This is a genomic window from [Borrelia] turdi, assembly GCF_030439285.2.
Taxonomy (GTDB): Bacteria; Spirochaetota; Spirochaetia; order Borreliales; family Borreliaceae; genus Borreliella; species Borreliella turdi.
In genome coordinates, this window is sequence record NZ_CP124018.1 from 738,948 (window position 1) to 758,281 (window position 19,334).

The 19,334-nt window shown below is 28.3% G+C and carries 17 protein-coding genes, 2 tRNA genes and 1 other RNA gene; 19 read left to right on the plus strand and 1 reads right to left on the minus strand.

Features of this window, described 5'->3' with window-relative positions:
• Positions 1-23: 23 nt before the first annotated feature.
• From rpmF to rnc, 3 genes are read left to right on the plus strand one after another with little or no spacing between them, the layout of a single operon-like run.
• Positions 24-206, plus strand: coding sequence for a 50S ribosomal protein L32 (gene rpmF, locus QIA31_RS04070; RefSeq protein WP_002557290.1), 183 nt, complete (start codon positions 24-26; stop codon positions 204-206).
• Positions 207-229: 23 nt separating this feature from the next.
• A complete protein-coding gene (acpP, locus tag QIA31_RS04075; RefSeq protein ID WP_006068702.1) occupies positions 230-472 on the plus strand; it encodes an acyl carrier protein in 243 nt (80 codons plus the stop codon).
• On the plus strand, positions 472-1,218 hold the full coding sequence (rnc, locus tag QIA31_RS04080; protein ID WP_301394349.1) for a ribonuclease III: 747 nt from the start codon (positions 472-474) through the stop codon (positions 1,216-1,218). Before acpP ends, rnc begins: the two co-directional genes overlap by 1 nt.
• Here rnc and QIA31_RS04085 read toward each other — a convergent pair.
• Complete coding sequence (locus QIA31_RS04085) at positions 1,189-2,421, minus strand: CCA tRNA nucleotidyltransferase (protein ID WP_301394350.1); 1,233 nt, start codon at positions 2,419-2,421, stop codon at positions 1,189-1,191. The two genes, rnc and QIA31_RS04085, sit on opposite strands and share 30 nt — an antisense overlap.
• A gap of 118 nt (positions 2,422-2,539) precedes the next feature.
• Here QIA31_RS04085 and QIA31_RS04090 point away from each other — a divergent pair, with 118 nt between their 5' ends.
• The 16 genes from QIA31_RS04090 to thrS all read left to right on the plus strand — a co-directional run bounded on the left by QIA31_RS04090 (position 2,540) and on the right by thrS (position 19,332).
• Positions 2,540-4,312, plus strand: coding sequence for a hypothetical protein (locus tag QIA31_RS04090; protein WP_301394351.1), 1,773 nt, complete (start codon positions 2,540-2,542; stop codon positions 4,310-4,312).
• Between the two features lie 5 nt (positions 4,313-4,317).
• On the plus strand, positions 4,318-4,641 hold the full coding sequence (locus QIA31_RS04095) for a hypothetical protein (protein WP_301394352.1): 324 nt from the start codon (positions 4,318-4,320) through the stop codon (positions 4,639-4,641).
• Between the two features lie 87 nt (positions 4,642-4,728).
• Positions 4,729-4,802, plus strand: a tRNA-Thr gene (locus tag QIA31_RS04100).
• 4 nt (positions 4,803-4,806) lie between these two features.
• Positions 4,807-4,888: transfer RNA gene (locus tag QIA31_RS04105), tRNA-Tyr, on the plus strand.
• Between the two features lie 162 nt (positions 4,889-5,050).
• Entirely contained in the window at positions 5,051-6,082 is a 1,032-nt protein-coding gene (gene mltG / locus QIA31_RS04110; RefSeq protein ID WP_301394353.1) for an endolytic transglycosylase MltG, read from the plus strand.
• A gap of 5 nt (positions 6,083-6,087) precedes the next feature.
• Positions 6,088-7,869 (plus strand): DNA primase, encoded by a 1,782-nt coding sequence (dnaG, locus tag QIA31_RS04115; RefSeq protein WP_301394354.1) that lies wholly within the window; start codon positions 6,088-6,090, stop codon positions 7,867-7,869.
• Between the two features lie 3 nt (positions 7,870-7,872).
• Entirely contained in the window at positions 7,873-9,765 is a 1,893-nt protein-coding gene (gene rpoD, locus QIA31_RS04120) for an RNA polymerase sigma factor RpoD (protein WP_301394355.1), read from the plus strand.
• Positions 9,766-9,778: 13 nt separating this feature from the next.
• Positions 9,779-10,537: a zinc ribbon domain-containing protein gene (locus QIA31_RS04125; RefSeq protein ID WP_301394356.1), complete on the plus strand. Its 759-nt coding sequence runs from the start codon at positions 9,779-9,781 to the stop codon at positions 10,535-10,537.
• Positions 10,538-10,565: 28 nt separating this feature from the next.
• Positions 10,566-10,914, plus strand: an RNA gene (gene rnpB / locus QIA31_RS04130) — RNase P RNA component class A.
• Between the two features lie 26 nt (positions 10,915-10,940).
• Positions 10,941-11,909, plus strand: coding sequence for a tetratricopeptide repeat protein (locus QIA31_RS04135; RefSeq protein WP_151060362.1), 969 nt, complete (start codon positions 10,941-10,943; stop codon positions 11,907-11,909).
• A 10-nt stretch (positions 11,910-11,919) separates the two neighbouring features.
• Complete coding sequence (locus tag QIA31_RS04140; RefSeq protein WP_002557301.1) at positions 11,920-12,969, plus strand: rod shape-determining protein; 1,050 nt, start codon at positions 11,920-11,922, stop codon at positions 12,967-12,969.
• 3 nt (positions 12,970-12,972) lie between these two features.
• Positions 12,973-13,818, plus strand: coding sequence for a rod shape-determining protein MreC (mreC, locus tag QIA31_RS04145; RefSeq protein ID WP_301394357.1), 846 nt, complete (start codon positions 12,973-12,975; stop codon positions 13,816-13,818).
• On the plus strand, positions 13,818-14,300 hold the full coding sequence (gene mreD, locus QIA31_RS04150; RefSeq protein WP_301394358.1) for a rod shape-determining protein MreD: 483 nt from the start codon (positions 13,818-13,820) through the stop codon (positions 14,298-14,300). The genes mreC and mreD overlap by 1 nt, the downstream gene beginning before the upstream one ends.
• Entirely contained in the window at positions 14,300-16,099 is a 1,800-nt protein-coding gene (gene mrdA, locus QIA31_RS04155) for a penicillin-binding protein 2 (RefSeq protein WP_151060365.1), read from the plus strand. The genes mreD and mrdA overlap by 1 nt, the downstream gene beginning before the upstream one ends.
• 4 nt (positions 16,100-16,103) lie before the next feature.
• The gene (gene rodA / locus QIA31_RS04160; RefSeq protein WP_301394481.1) at positions 16,104-17,420 is read left to right on the plus strand and encodes a rod shape-determining protein RodA; all 1,317 of its coding nucleotides are present in this window, start codon (positions 16,104-16,106) and stop codon (positions 17,418-17,420) included.
• Positions 17,421-17,586: 166 nt separating this feature from the next.
• A complete protein-coding gene (gene thrS, locus QIA31_RS04165; RefSeq protein ID WP_301394359.1) occupies positions 17,587-19,332 on the plus strand; it encodes a threonine--tRNA ligase in 1,746 nt (581 codons plus the stop codon).
• Positions 19,333-19,334: the final 2 nt, after the last annotated feature.

The window sequence follows — 19,334 nt, forward strand, 5'->3', positions numbered from 1 at the left end:
TTTAAAAGTAGTAGGAGAAAGTAATGGCTGTTCCAAAATTTAAGCCTTCAAAATCTAGAAGTAGAACAAGGCGTAGCATAAATATGAGAAAGAAAATTCCGCAATTTCAAGAATGTTCTAATTGTGGTAATCTTGGAGTTAGGCATAGAATTTGTTTAAAATGTGGATATTATAGGAATAATCAATATCTAGAAATAGGGTTATAGTTTGTAGCAAGGAAGGTGTATTCATGGATAATGATGAAATTTTTAGCAAGGTTAGGTCTATTATATCTGAGCAGCTTGATAAAAAAGAAGATGAAATTACCCTAGACTCTAGATTTGTTGAAGATCTTAGTGCAGATAGTCTTGATATTTATGAACTTTTATATTTGCTTGAAGAGGCTTTTGATGATAAGATCCCAGAGAACGAAGCCAATGAATTTGAGACGGTAGGCGATGTTGTTAATTTTATTAAAAAGAGAAAAGGTTGATGAAAAAAAAATCTTCCGATTTTTGTTTTGATTGTTTTGATAGTGAAAGAAAAGCCCAATTGAGTGAATTTTTGGAAAATTTGAGTATTGGTTTTAATAATTTTGATTTATTAAATACAGCATTGAGTCATTCCTCGTATTCTAATGAGCTGGATCAAAAATCTGACAATAATGAGAGATTAGAATTTTTAGGAGATTCTGTGCTTAATTTGATTATCACGGATTATCTTTATAAAACTTATCCAAATAAAAGTGAAGGAGAGCTTAGTAAGGCCAGATCTTATATTGTTAGCGAAGATTCTTTATCTAGTATTGCTAGAGAGATTGATCTTGGTTCTTATATTTTACTTGGCAGGGGAGAGGAAAGTAATGATGGTCGCAATAAAAAAGGCATTCTTGCAGATGCTATTGAAGCTTTTGTAGGCGCTATTTATCTTGATAGTGGGTTTTCAATAGCAACAGAATTTGTAGTTGAACTTTTTGACATGTATATAAGATTGATGTTTAATAGGGGAGATTTTAAAGATTATAAGAGCTTGTTGCAGGAATATGTTCAAAAGAAATATAAAATCTCACCAAGTTATAAGTTAGACAAGGAAATAGGGCCAGATCATGATAAAGTTTTTTGCGTTGAGCTTTATGTTGGAGAAAAGTTTATATCAAATGGAAAGGGTAAGTCTAAAAAAGAGGCTGAAATGAGAGCGGCCGAAGTAGCTTTAAAAGCCATGGAAAATATTAATCTTTAGGGTCTTGATTTTTTCAATAAGGCGATTTTTAGTATTAAGTTTGGGATTTTCAATTACATAGCTTAGGAGCATGTTTAAAATTTTGCCTATGTTTTTACTTTCTATTTGTTCTAGATTTTGGATATCTGTTCCGTTTATTTTTAAATCTTTTAAAGAGAGGGGATTTTTTAGTAATTTTTTTCTTTTGATATTTTTTATTATAAATAAATATTTTTTCTTTTTTCCTTTGAGTGCCTTGTATATATCAATTATTTCTTTATAATGTTCTCTTGTGCTTTTGCTAAGCAAATATCTAATATCACTCAATTTTTTGACATTAAAAATATTGCTATTATCGATTATATTTCTATAAATTAAAATTAATTTAATTTCTTTATTTGAAAATTTAAGCAAAGTTAATTTTTCTTTTAGTTCTTTTATGGGTTTTTTAATTGTCAATATAGTTATTGCCTTTAGATAAAATTTATCCTTGTTGAGCAGGGCAGTTTTTTTAATTAATTTTGTTTTTACTTCTAAATTAAAAAAATTCTTAAAAAAATCAACTTTTTTAAGATAATAAATTCCTTTTTGTATATTTGTACCTTCTAATAATTTTTGAAATTCATTTTTTATTCTTTCTTTTGAAATCATTAAAATATTTTCTTTTTTATATTTCATTGAAATTAAAGTATTTTTTTCAATGTTAAAATTGAGTGTAGATGAAAATCTTGCTGCTCTTAGTATTCTAAGGGCGTCTTCTTCAAGTCTTTTATTTGGGTTTCCTATGCATCTTATTATTCTCTTATTAAGGTCTTTTTTCCCATCATAGCAATCTATTATGTTAAAGTTAAAAATATCCATTGCAATTGCATTGATTGTAAAATCTCTTCTTTTAAGATCTTTAATTAAATTTTTAGTATATTCTACTTGTTTAGGGGCCCTCTTGTTTTTATATTCTTTTTCTATTCTATATGTGGTAATTTCAAAGATTTTTTTATTAAAAATAATACTAATTGTGCCATGTTTTATTCCTGTTTTAATGTTATTTGGAAATAATCTTATTATTTCTTCGGGAGTTGCATTTGTTGCAAAATCAAAATCGCAAGGTTGTTTATTAAGCAATAAGTCTCTTAAAGCGCCTCCAACTAAATAAAATTCGTAGTTGTTTTTTTTAAATATTCTAGCAATTTTAATTATATTTTGATTATTTTTGCCCAGATTCATATAAAATTATATTATAGTGTAAATAATTTTTTTCTAAAATTGATTTACAATTTTAATTTATTTGAACTATGTTATAAATAGTGCATTTATTTTTTTTAAATGGTTTTATTGAGGTTTTATGAGTGGTAATAACAATAGTGTATACAACGCTATATGTAAGCTTTCAAAAGAGACTAAAAATAGGTTGATGAATGATATAAGAAAAAGTTTGGGTTTAAATTCTTCTGAGTTTGTTTTGCCCAATTGTAGTAATGAGCCTTATGTTGATTCTCAGCTTGAAAAATTTCTTTCAGGGCGTTTAATGGAAGAATCATTTCTTATAAGAATTTGGTTAACCATTTTAAATTTTTTTCAGAAGGATAAGAGTAAAGAAGATATTTATAAAGCTTATGTTATAAAGAGCCTAGAAAATCAAATTAATGAAATGTGTAAAAATCCAGTAATAGATTTTAAGAGAGAATGTTTGTATGTTGGTTTTGTAGAAATGTTTTTTGGCGTTTGTCGATATTCAATGGAATTGAAAGAATTTTTTAAGAAATTAGAAAAAGGCGGCATTGCTGTTGAACAGACTATTTTAGAAATTATTCAAAATAAAGTTCTTCATTTTAAGGAAAATTTGGAAGATTTTTTGGACGAAGGCGAATATGAGCTTTTTTTAAAAAAAGAAAAGACCCAAAACGATTTAGAAGAATCGCTTAAGATCAAGATAAATGAGTATATTAATTCAATCCCAGCAGATACTTATAAAACTGTCTCTGATATGTTTGAGTTTTATTATGTTTTTAATAGTTTAGCGTTTTTTCCTTACAAATCTTTTTTTTCATTTTTCAATGTAGATCTTTTAGATAATGTTGAAAATATTAGTATTGTTGATCTTGAGGTTGGATTTGGAACTAGCTTTTCAAGTGTTAGTAAGTATTTGAATTATTTTTTTGACATTTTGTATACATTAAAAGATGTTGAGATAGATGAGGATATCGTTAAAAGTATTATATCAAACTATTTTTTAATATCCGATGATATTAGTAATTCAGAAATAATTTCAAGAGAAGATCATTTATCTCGAGTAGAATATGTATTGAAAAATGTTTTATCTATTGTATCTAAGATTGTTAGCTTATCGAGAACTTTACCTTATTTGGATGTTTTTAGGGTATATTGCAAAAACCCAGTTGCATCTCCTAAAAAATATGTACCCTTTTTTGATATAAAAAATTTTTATGAGAATATTTTATTTTTAAATGTTATGGGACAAGCTATTACAAGGCGTGATAGTTCTTTAAAAGTTCTTGTGATTAAAGAGATGAAAAGTCTTATTAGAGATCCTAGTATAATTTTAAATTTAAAGGGTGAGATTTTTAACGAATTAAATCTTAGTCGCTATAGCTTTAAAAAGCTATATTTTCTTAATTATTTTTTTAAAAATATATATGATGTTAGAATGATGGAAGTTTTAAGAACTATAAATAATGTCGTATTAATTAATAATCATGATTTGAGAAATATATATGTTGATATTGAAAATAATATTGCTGTTTTAAAAAAAGAAATTTATAATATTTACTTTGAGATTGATTATAAAAATGAGGAGTTTGAAAGGCACAAAAGAGAGAGCAAAATTGATGATTCTTATAAAGAAAGGATTTTAAAGTGGTGTTTAAATGAATCTGCTTTTATTGATAAGGTTTCAAATAGATTTGTAGATTGTTTTATTGAGCTTAAAAAGAGATGTTTGACTCTTTTGGAAAATCAAAATGCTTTTATTAGAAAATCTTTAACAGTTTCTTATAAGTCAATGGGAAATGAAAATAAAAAAATTACATTAGCTGATGTTATTGGTAATCTTTTAGAAATCATCAACCAAGCACTTTTTATAATAAAAAATTTATAAATTTCATGGGAGCTTTTAAAGTAAAAAATTTAAGACGTTTTTCAAATTTTATTAGAATTTCGGTTATTGTATTGTTTTTAAATTCTTTGTTGAGTTTATTCGTTTTTTTGGCTGGTTCTTACAATATTTTTGTTTACAATTTTCAGAAATTTTACCTTGATCTTACTATTATTTTAAGCTCTGTTTCTTTTGGGCTTGAATCTACTAGGTTGATATTTTTTTATTTATTGAGAAATAAAAAAATTAATTATTATTTAATTTTAATTTTTAGTTTTATGATTTTTTCCTGTGCTCTTGTTTTTAAAATTTTTCTTTCTGGTAACAAATAGATTGATAAAAAATTGCATTAATTGTTTTTTATTATTCTATTGACTAATGAATTTTATTTTTATAAACTAACTATTAGTTTTTTATTTGCCGACTTAGCTCAGCTGGCCAGAGCAGCGGTCTTGTAAACCGCAGGTCGTCGGTTCGACTCCGACAGTCGGCTTTTAGGGGCGGTACCGAAGTGGTTAACCGGGGCAGACTGTAAATCTGTTGGCTTTGCCTACGTGGGTTCGAATCCCACCCTCCCCAATTTAGTGGAATTATAAATGATTTGGTTGCCCTTTTAAGATTTTTTGGTTATGATCTTTTAATGCGTTATGTCGTTTAATTGCGGTTCTTGTATTTTTGCTTATTTAGAAAAGTTCTTATTACTTATATTAGCAAATACTTTTGTTTAGCTAGGAGATTCTTGTGCTTATTAAAATCGGGAAAGTATTTATTCTTTTGTTCTTCTTGGGATCTGTTTTGTCAATTTTTATATATTTTTTAAATCTATCTTATCTATCAAATGGTTTAGTTTATGAATTTGATGTTGAAAAAGGTTGGGGAGTCAGAAAAATAGCTAAAGAATTGAAAAAGCAGAAATTAATTAAATCCGAATTACTTCTTGTTTTTATTTCTTATATTTTTGATAGTGACAAACAATTTAAAGAGGGAAGATATTTAATCAATAGTGATCTTTCTACATTTGAGATATATAAAGAATTGTTAAGGGGATCTTCTAATATAAATATTGATGTTACAATACCCGAAGGGTATTCCAGTAGAAGAATTGCTTTTAAGCTTAAAGAATGTGCTTTAATTGATGATGTTAAAGATTTTATTTTTTTGATCAAAGAAAAATCGTTTATTTATGAGCTTGGATTTGATTATGACTCTCTTGAAGGATTTTTATTTCCAGATACTTATAAATTTTATAAGGGTATGGAAATAAAGAATATTGTTCGCATGTTTGTTGATAATTTTTTGAATAAGCTTAAATCTATAGGTATTGTTTTTAGTGATTATTCAAGTAAAGATTTTTACAATAGAGTAATAATAGCATCTATTGTTGAGCGTGAATATAGAGTTAAAAGTGAAGCTTCAATAATGTCTTCGGTTTTTTATAACAGAATAAAATCTGGTATGGCATTACAATCTTGTGCTACTATTGAATATGTTATTACAGAGGAGCTAGGACGAAGTCATCCTAAAAGAATTTATTTTTCAGATTTAGAAATAAATTCTCCTTATAATACATATATTAATAAAGGGTATCCTCCTACTCCAATTTCAAATGCTGGTATTATTTCGCTACAAGCAGCTTTTTTCCCAAAAAATACGCAATATTTATTTTTTGTGGTTAAAGACTCTAAGTTAGGTACACATCAATTTTCATCAGATTATTCTTCACATCTTTTAGGAGCAAAAGATTATATTAAAAATTTTATTACTAAGGATTAGAAAGTATGGAATATTTGCAAACTGCAACTTCAATTAAAGCCAAATTTGACATTGTAGCTATTGTGGAGCAGTATATTAAGCTTATTAAATCGGGATCTACTTATAAAGGGCTTTGTCCTTTTCATGCTGAGAAAACCCCTTCTTTTTTTGTAAACCCTTTGCAGGGATATTTTTATTGTTTTGGATGTAAGAAGAGTGGAGATGTTATTGGATTTTTAATGGACATGGAAAAAATTAATTACAATGATGCTCTTAAGATTTTATGTGAAAAATCTGGTATTTATTATAATGATTTAAAAATAAATAGAGAAAGTGAAAAAAAAAATGAAAATAAAGACATAGTTTCAAAAATTTACTCTTTGAATTCTAGATTAATAAATACTATTAAATTTTTTTTAAATAAAAACAAAAAAGCTTTAGATTACGTTTTAAAGAATAGGTCAATATCTAAAGAAGTTATTGATTTATTTGAGCTTGGTTATCTACCATTTAATGTTAAAGATGGGTTAGATCTTTATAGTTTTTTAGTTTCAAAGGGGTACTCTTCTGAAATACTAAAAAAAAGTGGGTTATTCTCAAAAGCAAATCCTAAAGCTTCCATTTTATCTCAAAGATTAATTTTTCCAATTAAAGATTTTAAAGGAAATGTTGTTGGCTTTGGGGGTCGAGATTTAGATGAGAAAGGTCCCAAGTATATTAATTTAAGCGAAACTGAAGTTTTTAAAAAAAAGGAGCTTCTTTATGGATTTTACGAAGGGCTTGATGAGATTAAATCTACAAAGTCAGTTATCTTAGTAGAGGGATATATAGATGTTCTTGCTTTTTTTACATCTGGGGTTAAGAGAGCCGTATCTACTCTTGGCACTTCTTTCTCAAAAGAACACTTGGCTTTGATTCAAAGATATGCTAATGAGGTAATATTTTCTTTTGACGGTGATGATGCTGGACTTTCTGCGACTTTAAAGGCGTATCAAATTTGTTTGCCGTTTAATATTAATGTTAGTGTTGTTAAAATGGATTTTGGTCGTGATCCCGCAGATGCTCTTAAAGATGAAGGTGAAAGCTTTTTGCATAAAATTTTAAATAATAGATGTGATGCTTTTGATTATCTCTTAGATGTTTATTTTAATAAATACGATTTAAATAAGACTGCAGATTTAAATGCAATGATTAATTTATTTTTAAATTTGATAAATTTATCAAAAATAGATACTCAGAAAAAAATTTTTTTAGACAAACTAAGCAATAAGCTTGGTATTGGCATGGCAACTTTATTAAAAGATTATTATAGGATAAAAGAAAGATTTGTAGTTGACAATAATAAAAGAAATTTGTATGCTCATAATGATGATTCTTATGAGAGGTATCTAATAGTAGCTTTGTTGAAGAATTTTAGTTATTTTGGTATAATAAGGCGCAACATTATTGATAGCGATTTAATTGATATCAATGTCAGAAAAATTTTTATGTGCTTTGAGTATTTATTTGAAAATAATAAAGATTTTTCATTAATGGATTTAAAAAGAACTTTAAAGGATAGCTACAAAGTTAGTGAATTTTTTTTTGAAGAAATTTTAAATTCTGAATTTGAAGTGGATAATGAGACACTTGTTCATATTTTACTTGCAATCAAGAGAAGAAAATTAGAGTCCCGTGTTTTGCTTTGCAAAAAAAGATGTGATGGGGACTCTTTGATAGATGCCAAGATTCAAATAAATGAGTTAATGTTTTTAAATATGCAAAGAAAAAATTTAAAAATCTATACAGATGATGTTTCGGGGAGTTAAGTTTTGTCCGATTTGGAAAAGAAATATTCGAAGCTGATAGAGAGTATTATTATTCATTTGGGAGATAGAAAATCTCTTAGTTTTAGTGAATTATCAAATTTGCTTCCTGATGACATATTAGAGCCAGAGATACTTGATTGTATTTGTTCAATGCTTGAGGATAGAGGAATAAGGTTAGTTAATAAAATTTCAGAATTAGATCTGGTCAGCACCGAAGATGGAAATGAAGAAGAAGAGGAAGATATTGAATCTGATAGAAATTTTATGATTTTAGATGATGGTTTTCAAAGTGATGAGGAGGATATTGATATTGATGGAAAGCTGGATGATTGTGATGAAGAAAATATTTCCGTTAAGGATGATTTAGGTTCAGGTTATATTAAAAACAATGTCTTGAAAGATAGTCACTCAGAAGATCCAATAAAGCTTTATTTAAAGGAAATAGGAAAAGAGTTCCTATTAACAGGAAATCAAGAAGTTGAACTTGCAAAGCAAATGGATTCTGGGGAGAGTATAATTGAGAATATTCTCAAGAATGAAGGACTTGTTATAGAAAACTATTATAATCTTGTTAATACTATTTATTCAAGAATGGAAAGAGAAGAGTTTTTTAAAAGAGAAAAAGATAAGGATAAAGAGAGCAATCCCGATTATTATAATAAAAAAAAAAGAATTGCCTCTTTTTACAAAATTCCTTTAAAACCAATTCAAGATCGTTTAATAAGTTATGTAGATAATAAGCATAGGGTATACGAGCTTGGGGGGGATATTTTTGAAAAAAATTTAAAAATGGAAAGATTAGCCCTAAAAGAGCTTTTAAGAGACATTCCTTTGTATCAAGATGAATTAAGGATCTTTTCAGATGATTATATTGACTCTGCTAACAAAATAAAGGATTTGCAAAGACAGCAAAGAATAATTCTAGGCAGGTTGAAAATTGAAAAAATAAGAGACTTAAGGGTGCTAGGAAGGGATTTGACTATTACTGAAAAAAGAATAGAGATAGAAAAATCTCTTAAACTTAAAGAAGATGCTATTAAAGAGCAGATTACAGAGGCTCAGCTTGCTCAAAAAGAACTTGAGAGAATTGAAATGTATTATGAATATCCAATGGATAAAATAATAAGTATGTCAGAAGAGATTGCTAAAGGGAAACAAATGATGCAACATGCTAAAGATCAGTTGATTAAGGCCAATTTAAGACTTGTTGTAAGTATTGCTAAAAAATATGCAAATAGGGGTCTTCATTTTTTTGACCTTGTTCAAGAAGGTAATATTGGATTAATTAAAGCTGTTGAAAAGTTTGAATATAAGAGAGGTTTTAAGTTTTCAACTTATGCTACTTGGTGGATTAGACAAGCTATAACAAGATCTATTTCTGATCAAGCTCGAACAATTAGAGTTCCTGTACATATGATTGAACAAATAAATAGACTTAATAGAGAAACCAGATATTTAATCCAAGTTTTAGGGAAGGATCCTACAGATGAAGAGCTCTCAGACAGACTTGGGTGGGAACTTAAAAAGGTTAAAACTGTAAAAAGTGTTTCAAGAGAGCCGGTTTCTCTTGAAACACCAATTGGAGAAGAAGAGGATTCTGTTCTTAGTGATTTTATTGAGGATAAGGCAATAAAAAATCCCGCAAATCATACGTCCTTTGTAGTTTTACAAGATCAAATAAGGGCGATTCTTGGAACTCTTCCCGAAAGAGAGCAAGAAGTTGTAAAAATGAGATTTGGCCTTGAAGATGGTTATTCTTTAACTCTTGAAGAGGTTGGACTTCATTTTAATGTTACAAGAGAAAGAATTAGGCAAATTGAATCTAAGGCATTAAGGCGTCTTAAAAATCCCAAAAAAACTCAAAAATTAAAAGATTATCTTGAAGATTTAAATTGAAAATGGAGGATTGATGGAGAATAATATTGATACATTAAAAAAACTTGAAGTTATATATAAGTCTAAGTTTGAGCTTGAGGAAAGGCGAAAAAGTATTCCCAAGTATTTGGAGATGAAAAAAAATCAGATTGAAGAATTATCTAAAGTTCTTATTGATTTGCAACAAAAGTTTAAAGAATATCAAAAAGAAGACTCTGCTTTAAAGTTAGATATTCAAGATATTAATTCAAGAAAGAGTAAGGCAGAAGAAAGAATCGATAGCATTAAAACGCAAAGAGAATATGAGGCTCTTGAAAAAGAGCTTCAGGTTATTATTGATGATGAAGTTACAATTAGAAAAAAGATGACACATGTTAATGGGCTTAAAACTAAAATAGAAAAGGAAATATTAGATATCAACGAGAAGCATAGCAAAGAAGAAGAATGTTTTAGGTCTGAAAGCAATAGTTTGGAGTTAGAGCTTTTAGAAATTGAAAAGAAACTTTTAGAAATAGAGCGCGAAGAGTTAAATTGTACTTCTAAAATGAATGAGGATTTTTTATTTAAATTTCAAAGAATAATAAGAAATAAATCAAATGGCGTTGTGCCTTTGATTAACAATGTTTGCAAAGGCTGTAATATGATACTTCCTATTGAATTTGCAAATAAAGTAAGACGGGAGCCCAATGATATTAAATTTTGCCCTTATTGCAGCAGAATACTCTATTATCAGGATAAAATTCAAATAAGTGATGAAATAATTCCTGGCAGTTTAGCAGATCTTATTGAATAAAATTTATTAATTTGATACTTTTTATTTAAGCTGACAGCCAGTCATCGCTTAGTTTTATAATAATTAAAGCTTAAGAGGAAAGTCCGAGCTCCAATAAGAACATAATGCTAGGTAATGCCTAGGGGTTTTAAACCTAAGAAAGTGTCGCAGAAAATTACCGCCAAAAAGGCAAGGGTGAAAAGGTGAGGTAAGAGCTCACCGCTTATTTAGCAATAAATACAGGCAAGATAAACCTCATTAGGAGCAAGATCAAGTATGTAAGCTTCCTTTGTTCTTGAGGACATGTTTACGGGTAGATCGCATGATTTTTTTAGCGATAAAAAAACAAGAGAGATGATGGCATAGTACAGAACTCGGCTTATGGGTGTCAGCTTAATTTCATAAGCCCAAAAGAGAGTTTTAAATGAAAATAAGGTATTTAAGATACATTGTTTATTTATTTATGATTTTCATTTTTGTTTTTTTAATTTATTATATCTTGTCATATTTTAAATCTTTTTCTAATTCTTATTTAAAAGCAGGGCCAACAGAAGTTGATTTGCTTTTACTATGGGATAAAAAAGAATATAAAGAAATAATAGATTATGCTGAGAATGATATTAAAAATCATAGATTTGATTTTAATTTAAATTTGCTTTTGGGATTTTCATACTTTTATTATTCTTTGATAGTAAATGAAGGATATTTAAAAGGAGAATTTTTAGATAAATCCATAGAAAGATTAAGATTTTTAATTTCTATAAATAATGGAGTTTCTATAGGTCCTTTGTATTATATATTAGGAAAGGCATATTCTCATAAAGGAGAGTTTTATAGTGAACTTGCTGTAAAATTTTTGAAGAAGGCTTTAAGTGTTGATAATTTTGATTTCATGAATATTAAAGAAGATATTTTTGAATATTTGGGGTATTCGTATCAGCTTTTAAGAGATTACAGGTCCAGTTTAAAGTTTTTTGAAAAAGCTTATAATGAAAATAAATCTGATTTAGTGCTTTGGAGTCTAGCTTATGTTAATTATAAGTTGAATGATGTAAACAAAAGCATTGAGTATATAAAAAAAATAATAAAAGAAGAGCAGGAAAAATTGTCAAAGGGTGAGAAAACAGATGAAAATTTAATTCAAAAGGTATATTTGCTATATGGAGACATTCTATTAGATAAAGGTGACTATGACAATGCTTTTAATTACTATAATAAAGTTCTAGAAATTAATAGTTCAAATTCTAGTGTTTATGTTAAAATAGGAGATATATATAGGAAAAGAGATAAAGATTATCCTAAAGCTAGAAAATACTGGAGAGAAGCTCTCAATCTTAATCCTTATTTAGAATCAGCAAGAGAGAGGCTTGGAATTACTTTGGAAGACTTTTAGGGAGGTTGATTTGAATTTGTTTAAGTCTTTTTTGATAGATATTGGTATTGATCTTGGAACATGTAATACGTTAGTTTATATTAAAGATTATGGTGTGGTTATGAGTGAGCCTTCTGTTGTTGCAATAGATATTACTAAAGGCAATAAGGTCGTTGCAGTTGGCCGAAATGCTAAAAAGATGCTTTGGAAAACTCCAGAAAATATTAAAGCTGTTCGCCCACTTAGAGATGGAGTTATTGCTGATATTGAAAATACAGAGAAGATGATTAAATATTTTATTAATCAAATTTTTTCTCGTAAAAAATTGTTTTTTAAGCCAAGAATGGTAATAGGTGTCCCAACTTGTATTACAGAGGTTGAGCGAAGAGCTGTAAAAGAGAGTGCAATGAATGCAGGTGCAAGAGAAGTTAAGGTAATAGAAGAATCTCTTGCAGCTGCTATTGGGTCTGATATTCCTATTTTTGAACCTACAGGCCACATGGTGTGTGACATTGGGGGTGGAACTACAGAAATATCGGTTATTTCTCTTGGTGGTATGGTTGTAAGTAGAGCAATTAGAACTGGTGGTGATGAATTTGACGAGAGTATAATAAAGTATATGAGAAATTCTCATAATATTATAATTGGTCAACAGACAGCAGAAAAATTAAAAATTAAAATAGGAAATGTATATCCTGATATTCAAAATTTAAGGGTAGAAAAAATAGATATTAAGGGCACAGATGCTGTAACAGGTCTTCCTAGAAAGCAGCTTGTTGATTCTATGGAGGTAAGAGAGTCTTTGCAAGAACCTATTAATGTTGTTGTAGATGAAGTTAAGCGTACTCTTGGTGCAACTCCGCCAGAGCTTGCTACAGACATTGTTGAGCGTGGTATCATTTTGACAGGAGGAGGTGCCCTTCTTAAGGGTTTAAATAGACTTCTTTCAAAAGAGACAGGAGTTCCTGTTTATGTTGCAGACAATCCACTTCTCTCTGTGGCTGTTGGTGCCGGATTATTTTATGATTATGCTAACAGAATAGATATTAGTAAGAATATTTACAGTTTTATCAATGAATAAGTTATGAATTTTCTTGTTAAATTCAAAAATTTTATCAAAGTATTTTTAGTGTTGATAGTTTCTTTTGTTTTTATGATTTATGATTCAAGCAGTATTCAAAGGAGAAAGCCTGATAATTTTTTGTTTTTTACTCTTAATTCTTATATTCAAAGTAGAATGCATGGAATTTTTAGTTTTATTTCCAATGTTTTTAAAACTGTAAGTGAATACAAGAATTATAAAGACAAAATAGAATTTTATAAAAAAAGGATACAACAGCTTGAAATAGTAACTAAGAATATACAATCATTAAGGCAAGAGAATGTTAGGCTTAAAGAGCAATTAAATTTTTATTCCTCAAGCCCTAATGATTTTATTTCAGCAGAGATTATATATCTAAATTATTCAAATATATCGACTTTAATGGCTATTAATAAAGGGTTCAATGATGGGATAGAAAAGGATATGATAGCAGTTGCATATCAAGATGGATTTAGTGGTCTTGTAGGCAAAGTTGTAAAGGTTTATTCTAATACTGCTAAAATTTTGCCTTTAACTAATTATGAAAATTTTGTATCGGCAAGGATTCAAAGTAGCCGGTTTATAGGCCTTGTAGAAGGCAATGGTTATGGCAAAAGACTTGAAATGAATTATGTTAATAGACTTGCTGAAAAAGATTTAAAGATAGGTGATTCTATTGTTACTGCTGGTTTTAGTGAATATCCAGTTGGCATTTATATTGGAAAGATTACAAATTTTCATATTCTTGATTACAATTCTCTTTTAAAAATAGAAGTAGAGCCAGCGATAGTTTTAGATAAGCTTGAGTATGTTTTTCTTATTAAAAACAACAAAGAGATTGGTGAATAATGGTAGCATTTTTAACATATTTTATTTCTAGTGCATTTTTAGGTAAAATTTTTCAACACTATTTTGCAACTTATTTTTATTTTTCAATAGATATTTTTTTAATTTTTCTAGTTTTTAATTCTTTAAATTTTATTTTTAATGTGGGGTTATTATCCGGCATTTTATATGGTCTTCTTATGGATTATTTTACAGGATTGTCACTTGGATTTTTTGTTTTTGGGTATACAATAATATTTTATTTTAACAATAAAATAAAGTTATTAATGCCTAAAAATATGCTTAGCATGACAATATTTTTTATTCTTTCAAAAGTTATATTATGGTTTTTAGCTATTTTATTTTATGATTTAATAGATTTAAAATCTTTTAATTATTCAATTTTTAACCTTGATCTTGTTGTGAATATAATGGTTATTAACTTTTTATATCCAATTCAAAATTATTTTACTAGAAATTTTTATACCTTTAAAGAGGATTATTAGTGGGTGTTATAACAAATTTTAGATACAAGTTCGGCATATTCTTTTTAATAGCAATTATGGTGCTTTATCTAGCGATTTTATTTCAAATGCAAATTGGTAAGCATTTATTTTACGATAGAGAAGCTAATGTTTTTTTAACAAGATTAGAAAAAATCAATGCCTCAAGGGGCGAAATCTTAGACTCTAATTCTAATATTTTGGCAAATAATTTAACTATGTTTGTTTTAAAGATAAGTTTGCAACAGTATTATAATATGCCTGTTGCTACTAGAATTGAGATGATAGACTTTTTATCAAGCACTTTGGATATTGATAAATCAATTATTTTATCTAAGCTTCAAGAGCCTGGTGGATATCTCAAAGATGTTGAGATAGTCGAACTTACTCCGAAGATGTTGTTTAAAATTTCTGAAAAAAAGTTTTATTATCCCGCTCTTTTATGGGCCTATTCTTTTAAGCGTAACTATTTAGTCGACGATTCATATTCGCATTCAATAGGCTATGTTGGGCAAATAAATCAAAGAGAACTTAGAACGTTTTATAATGTTAGTGGGTATGATAATACTTCTACGATTGGAAAGTTGGGTATTGAACAAGTTTATGATAATTATATTAGAGGTCAAGAGGGGTTAATTAAATACAAAGTGGATTCTAAGGAGAGAAGAATAGACGACGGTTCTATTATAAGGAATATGGTACCAGGTAATGATGTTGTACTTAATATTAATAAAGATATTCAAGATCTTGTTAAGAATGCTTTAGGGAAAAGGTATGGTTCTGTTGTGGTATTAAAACCATCAACAGGCGCTGTACTTGCTCTTCACAATTATCCTTATTATTCTATGAAAGATGTTTACAATAAATATAATAAGGAAGATTACTCTTTTTTAAATAAAGCTATTCAATCTGTTTATCCACCAGCATCTATTTTTAAATTGGTTGTTGCTGCTGCTATTCTTGAGGAGAGAGTTATAGATAAAGATCGTAAAATTTATTGTCCTGGATATTTTAAAGTTGGAAATAGAATTTTTCATTGTTGGAAGCCCGGTGGTCATGGTTATGTTAATTTAGAAGAGGCAATTGCACATTCTTCTAATGTTTATTTTTATACACTTGGACTTAAGTATCTTGGGGTTGATAAAATTAGAAAATATGCAAAGGAATTTGGGTTTGGAGAAAAAACAGAAATTGATTTGCCAAATGAAGTATCTGGGCTTCTTCCTAGTCCTGAGTGGAAAGAAAAAACTTTTAATCAGCCTTGGGTAGGAGGAGATACTGTAAATTTTTCAATAGGTCAAGGGTTTTTAAATGCTACTCCTATTCAGATTGTTAATATGGTTGCTATGATTGCAAATGAAGGTGTTATATATAAGCCTAGAATTGTGAATAAAATTTTAAAGGGTGGTACAAGTGAGGTTATTCTTGAGAATAAGCCAGAAATACTAAGAAAGACAAATCTTATTAGTAAGAACACATTTAAGCTTTTAAAAAAATATATGAGAAGTGTTGTAACTTATGGTACAGCAAGATACGCGGTTCTTACTAAAGCTGTTAAAGTTGGAGGCAAAACAGGTACTGGTCAAACCGGTATAGATGGTTTTGAAAATAGCTCTTTTATTGGACTTGCTCCTTATAATGGTTCAGTTGAGAATCAAATTATTGTTTTTAGTTTAGTTGAGGCAAAAAGCAATGTAGATTGGTGGCCTGCAAAATCTACAGATTTAATAATGCAGGGTATTTTCGCAAATCAAAGTTATGAAGATATTCTTAAAGGTTATAGGCCATGGTATATCAGGTAGATTAATGGTTTTTAGAAAAAATTATGATTATTTAGCTTTAATAAGTTTGCTTATAGTTTCTTTTGTTGGTATATTGCTGATTTATTCTAGCGATTATAATATTAGTGGATTGTTAACTAAGAATGAATATATAAAACAAACTTTTTGGGTAATTATTGGATTTTTTATAATTTTTATAGTAGGTAAATATGATTTAAAATTTGTTTATAGCATGGTATATCCTTTATATTTTTTATTAATATTGGCTTTAATTTTTACTGCATTTTTTGGAATGACTATAAACGGAGCAAGGTCTTGGATTGGTATATGGAAGCTTGGAGGACAGCCTTCTGAATTTGGTAAAGTTATTATTATTTTAACCCTTTCAAAATTTTATACTGAAAAAAAAGGTTATAATGAATTTTTTATCTTTACTACTGCATTTTTGTTAATTTTTCCATCGGTAATTCTTATATTATTACAACCTGATTTTGGTACAGCAATAGTATATTTAACTATTTTTATATTTATTTCTTTTTTTGCAGGGATAGATTTACATTACGTTTTAGCATTTGCATTGATAGGGTTTTTTTCTTTTGTTTTTGCAATTTTGCCAGTTTGGTATGAATATAAGGTGAATATGGGCAATGTATTTTATCTTATTTTTTCAAATCCTTTTTATTTTAGAGTAATAATAGGAGTGTTGCTATTAATACTTTTGATTTCTGTTTTAGGATTTTTTATTGCTAAATATGGCTTGAGTATTAAAATAATTTATTTTTATGTATTTTTTGCAAGTTCTATTTTATTGGTTTCAATAGTGTTTTCAAAAATCCTTTCAAAGTTAATGAAGACTTATCAGATTAAACGTTTTTTAGTCTTCTTAGATCCGGCTATTGACGCTAAGGGTGCTGGTTGGAATTTAAATCAGGTTAAAATAGCAATTGGTTCTGGGGGTCTTTTGGGCAAAGGATTTTTAAAGGGGCCTTATACTCATGCTAATTATGTGCCGTCTCAAAGCACAGATTTTATTTTCTCTATTCTTGCTGAAGAGTTTGGGTTTTTAGGTGTTAGTACTATTTTAATATTATTTTTTTTTATTTTTTTAAAATTTTTGATAATAATGAATAAATGTCAAGATAGGTATATGGCTTTGGTAATATCTGGAATTTTGGGGCTTTTATTTTTTCATACTTCTTTTAATGTTGGAATGTCTTTAGGAGTTCTTCCTATTACTGGGATTCCTTTTCCTTTCCTATCTTATGGGGGTTCTTCTACTATTACATTTTTTTTAGCAATGTCTTTTTATTTTAATATTGAATCAATAGTTGCTATGGATTGAGAATTTATTTTTAATTTTTTTGTTTTCTTATCTCTATTTTTTTAGAAAATTTTTTTGTATATTTAAATTTAGTAATTATAAATATTCGAGGTAAGTATTTTTACTTAAAAGTAATAAATGTAAATTTTAATTTTTTAATAAAAATCGAAAGATTAAAGGTATTATTGTGAGCAAAGATTTAGATAAAGCAGATATTCTTTACAGAAAAAGACATTCAATCGCTCATGTTATGGCAGAAGCTGTGCGTGATTTATTTCCAAATACCAAAATTGCAATAGGGCCCCCTATTAAAGATGGGTTTTATTATGATTTTGAATTTAAAAAGCAAATTACAGAAGACTCTCTTTTGGATATAGAAAATAGAATGAGAGAGATTTTAAAGACCGGCAGTTCTTTTGAAAAAAAGATAATAAGCGTAGAGCAGGCTCTTGAAATTTTTAAAGATGAGCCTTACAAGATTGATTTGATTAAAAATTTTGATTTACAAAATGAAATTTCTATTTACAAGAGTCACAATTTTATTGATCTTTGTAGGGGTCCTCATGTTGAGAATATGAATAAAATTGATCCAAAGGCATTTAAGCTTACTGGTATTGCTGGAGCTTATTGGCGAGGTAATGAAAAAAATACAATGCTCACTAGAATTTATGGGACTTTATGGAATAATGAAAAAGATCTAAAATCTTATCTTAATTTGAGAGAGGAAATAAAAAGAAGAGACCATAGAAAGCTTGGAAAAGAGCTTGATTTATTTTCTATTCATGAAGAGATTGGTCCGGGGCTTGTTTTTTTTCATCCCAATGGGGCCAAAATAAGAGCTTTAATAGAAGATTTTTGGAGAGAAGAGCATTATAAAAATGGGTATGATATTCTTTATACTCCTCATGTTGGTAAATCTTGGCTTTGGCAAATTTCTGGTCATTTAGACTTTTATAAGGATAGCATGTTTGAAAAAATAGAAATGGATAAAAGCGATTATTATCTTAAACCCATGAATTGTCCTTTTCATATTGCAATTTACAATACAGGCAAGCATTCTTACAGAGATTTGCCATTTAGATGGGCTGAACTTGGTACTGTATATCGTTATGAAAAGATAGGCGCTTTGCATGGCATGATGAGAGCAAGAGGTTTTACTCAAGATGATGCTCATATTATATGTACTCATTCTCAAGTTCTAGATGAGATTAAAGAAGTGCTTAGGTTTGCTATTTATATGTGGAGTAAATTCGGCTTTAATAACTTAAAGGCGTATCTTTCTACAAAGCCTGACAAGTCTGTTGGAAATGATACTGATTGGGAAATGTCTTTAAAAGTTCTTGAAGAGGCGTTAATTGATTTTGAAGTTCCTTATGAAATTGATGAAGGAGGAGGCGCTTTTTATGGACCTAAAATTGATCTTAAGATAGTCGATTCGCTTGAGAGAGAGTGGCAGATGAGTACAATTCAATTTGATTTTAATCTCCCTGAGAGATTTAATATGACTTATACTGCTGAGGATGGTAAAGAAAAAAGACCATTTATGATTCATAGAGCTTTGTTAGGTTCTATTGAAAGATTTTTTGGAATTCTTGTAGAGCACTATGGTGGAGCGTTTCCTTTATGGTTGTCTCCTGTTCAAGTAGTAATCATTCCTGTTAATAATGCTGTAGAAGATTATGCTATTAATGTTTTTAATAAATTTAAAAATGAAAGGATTAGAATAAAACTTGATAATAGCTCCTCAAGAATGAATGCTAAAATTAGAGAATATCAGACTAAAAAAATACCTTATATGTTTATAATTGGAGAAAGAGAAGCAATAGAAGAGAAAATATCTATTAGAACAAGAACAAATAAGCAAATAAATGGAATTGAACTTGATGAAGCTCTAAAGCTTATTTTATTAAAAATAAGAGATAAGGAGATTTGATA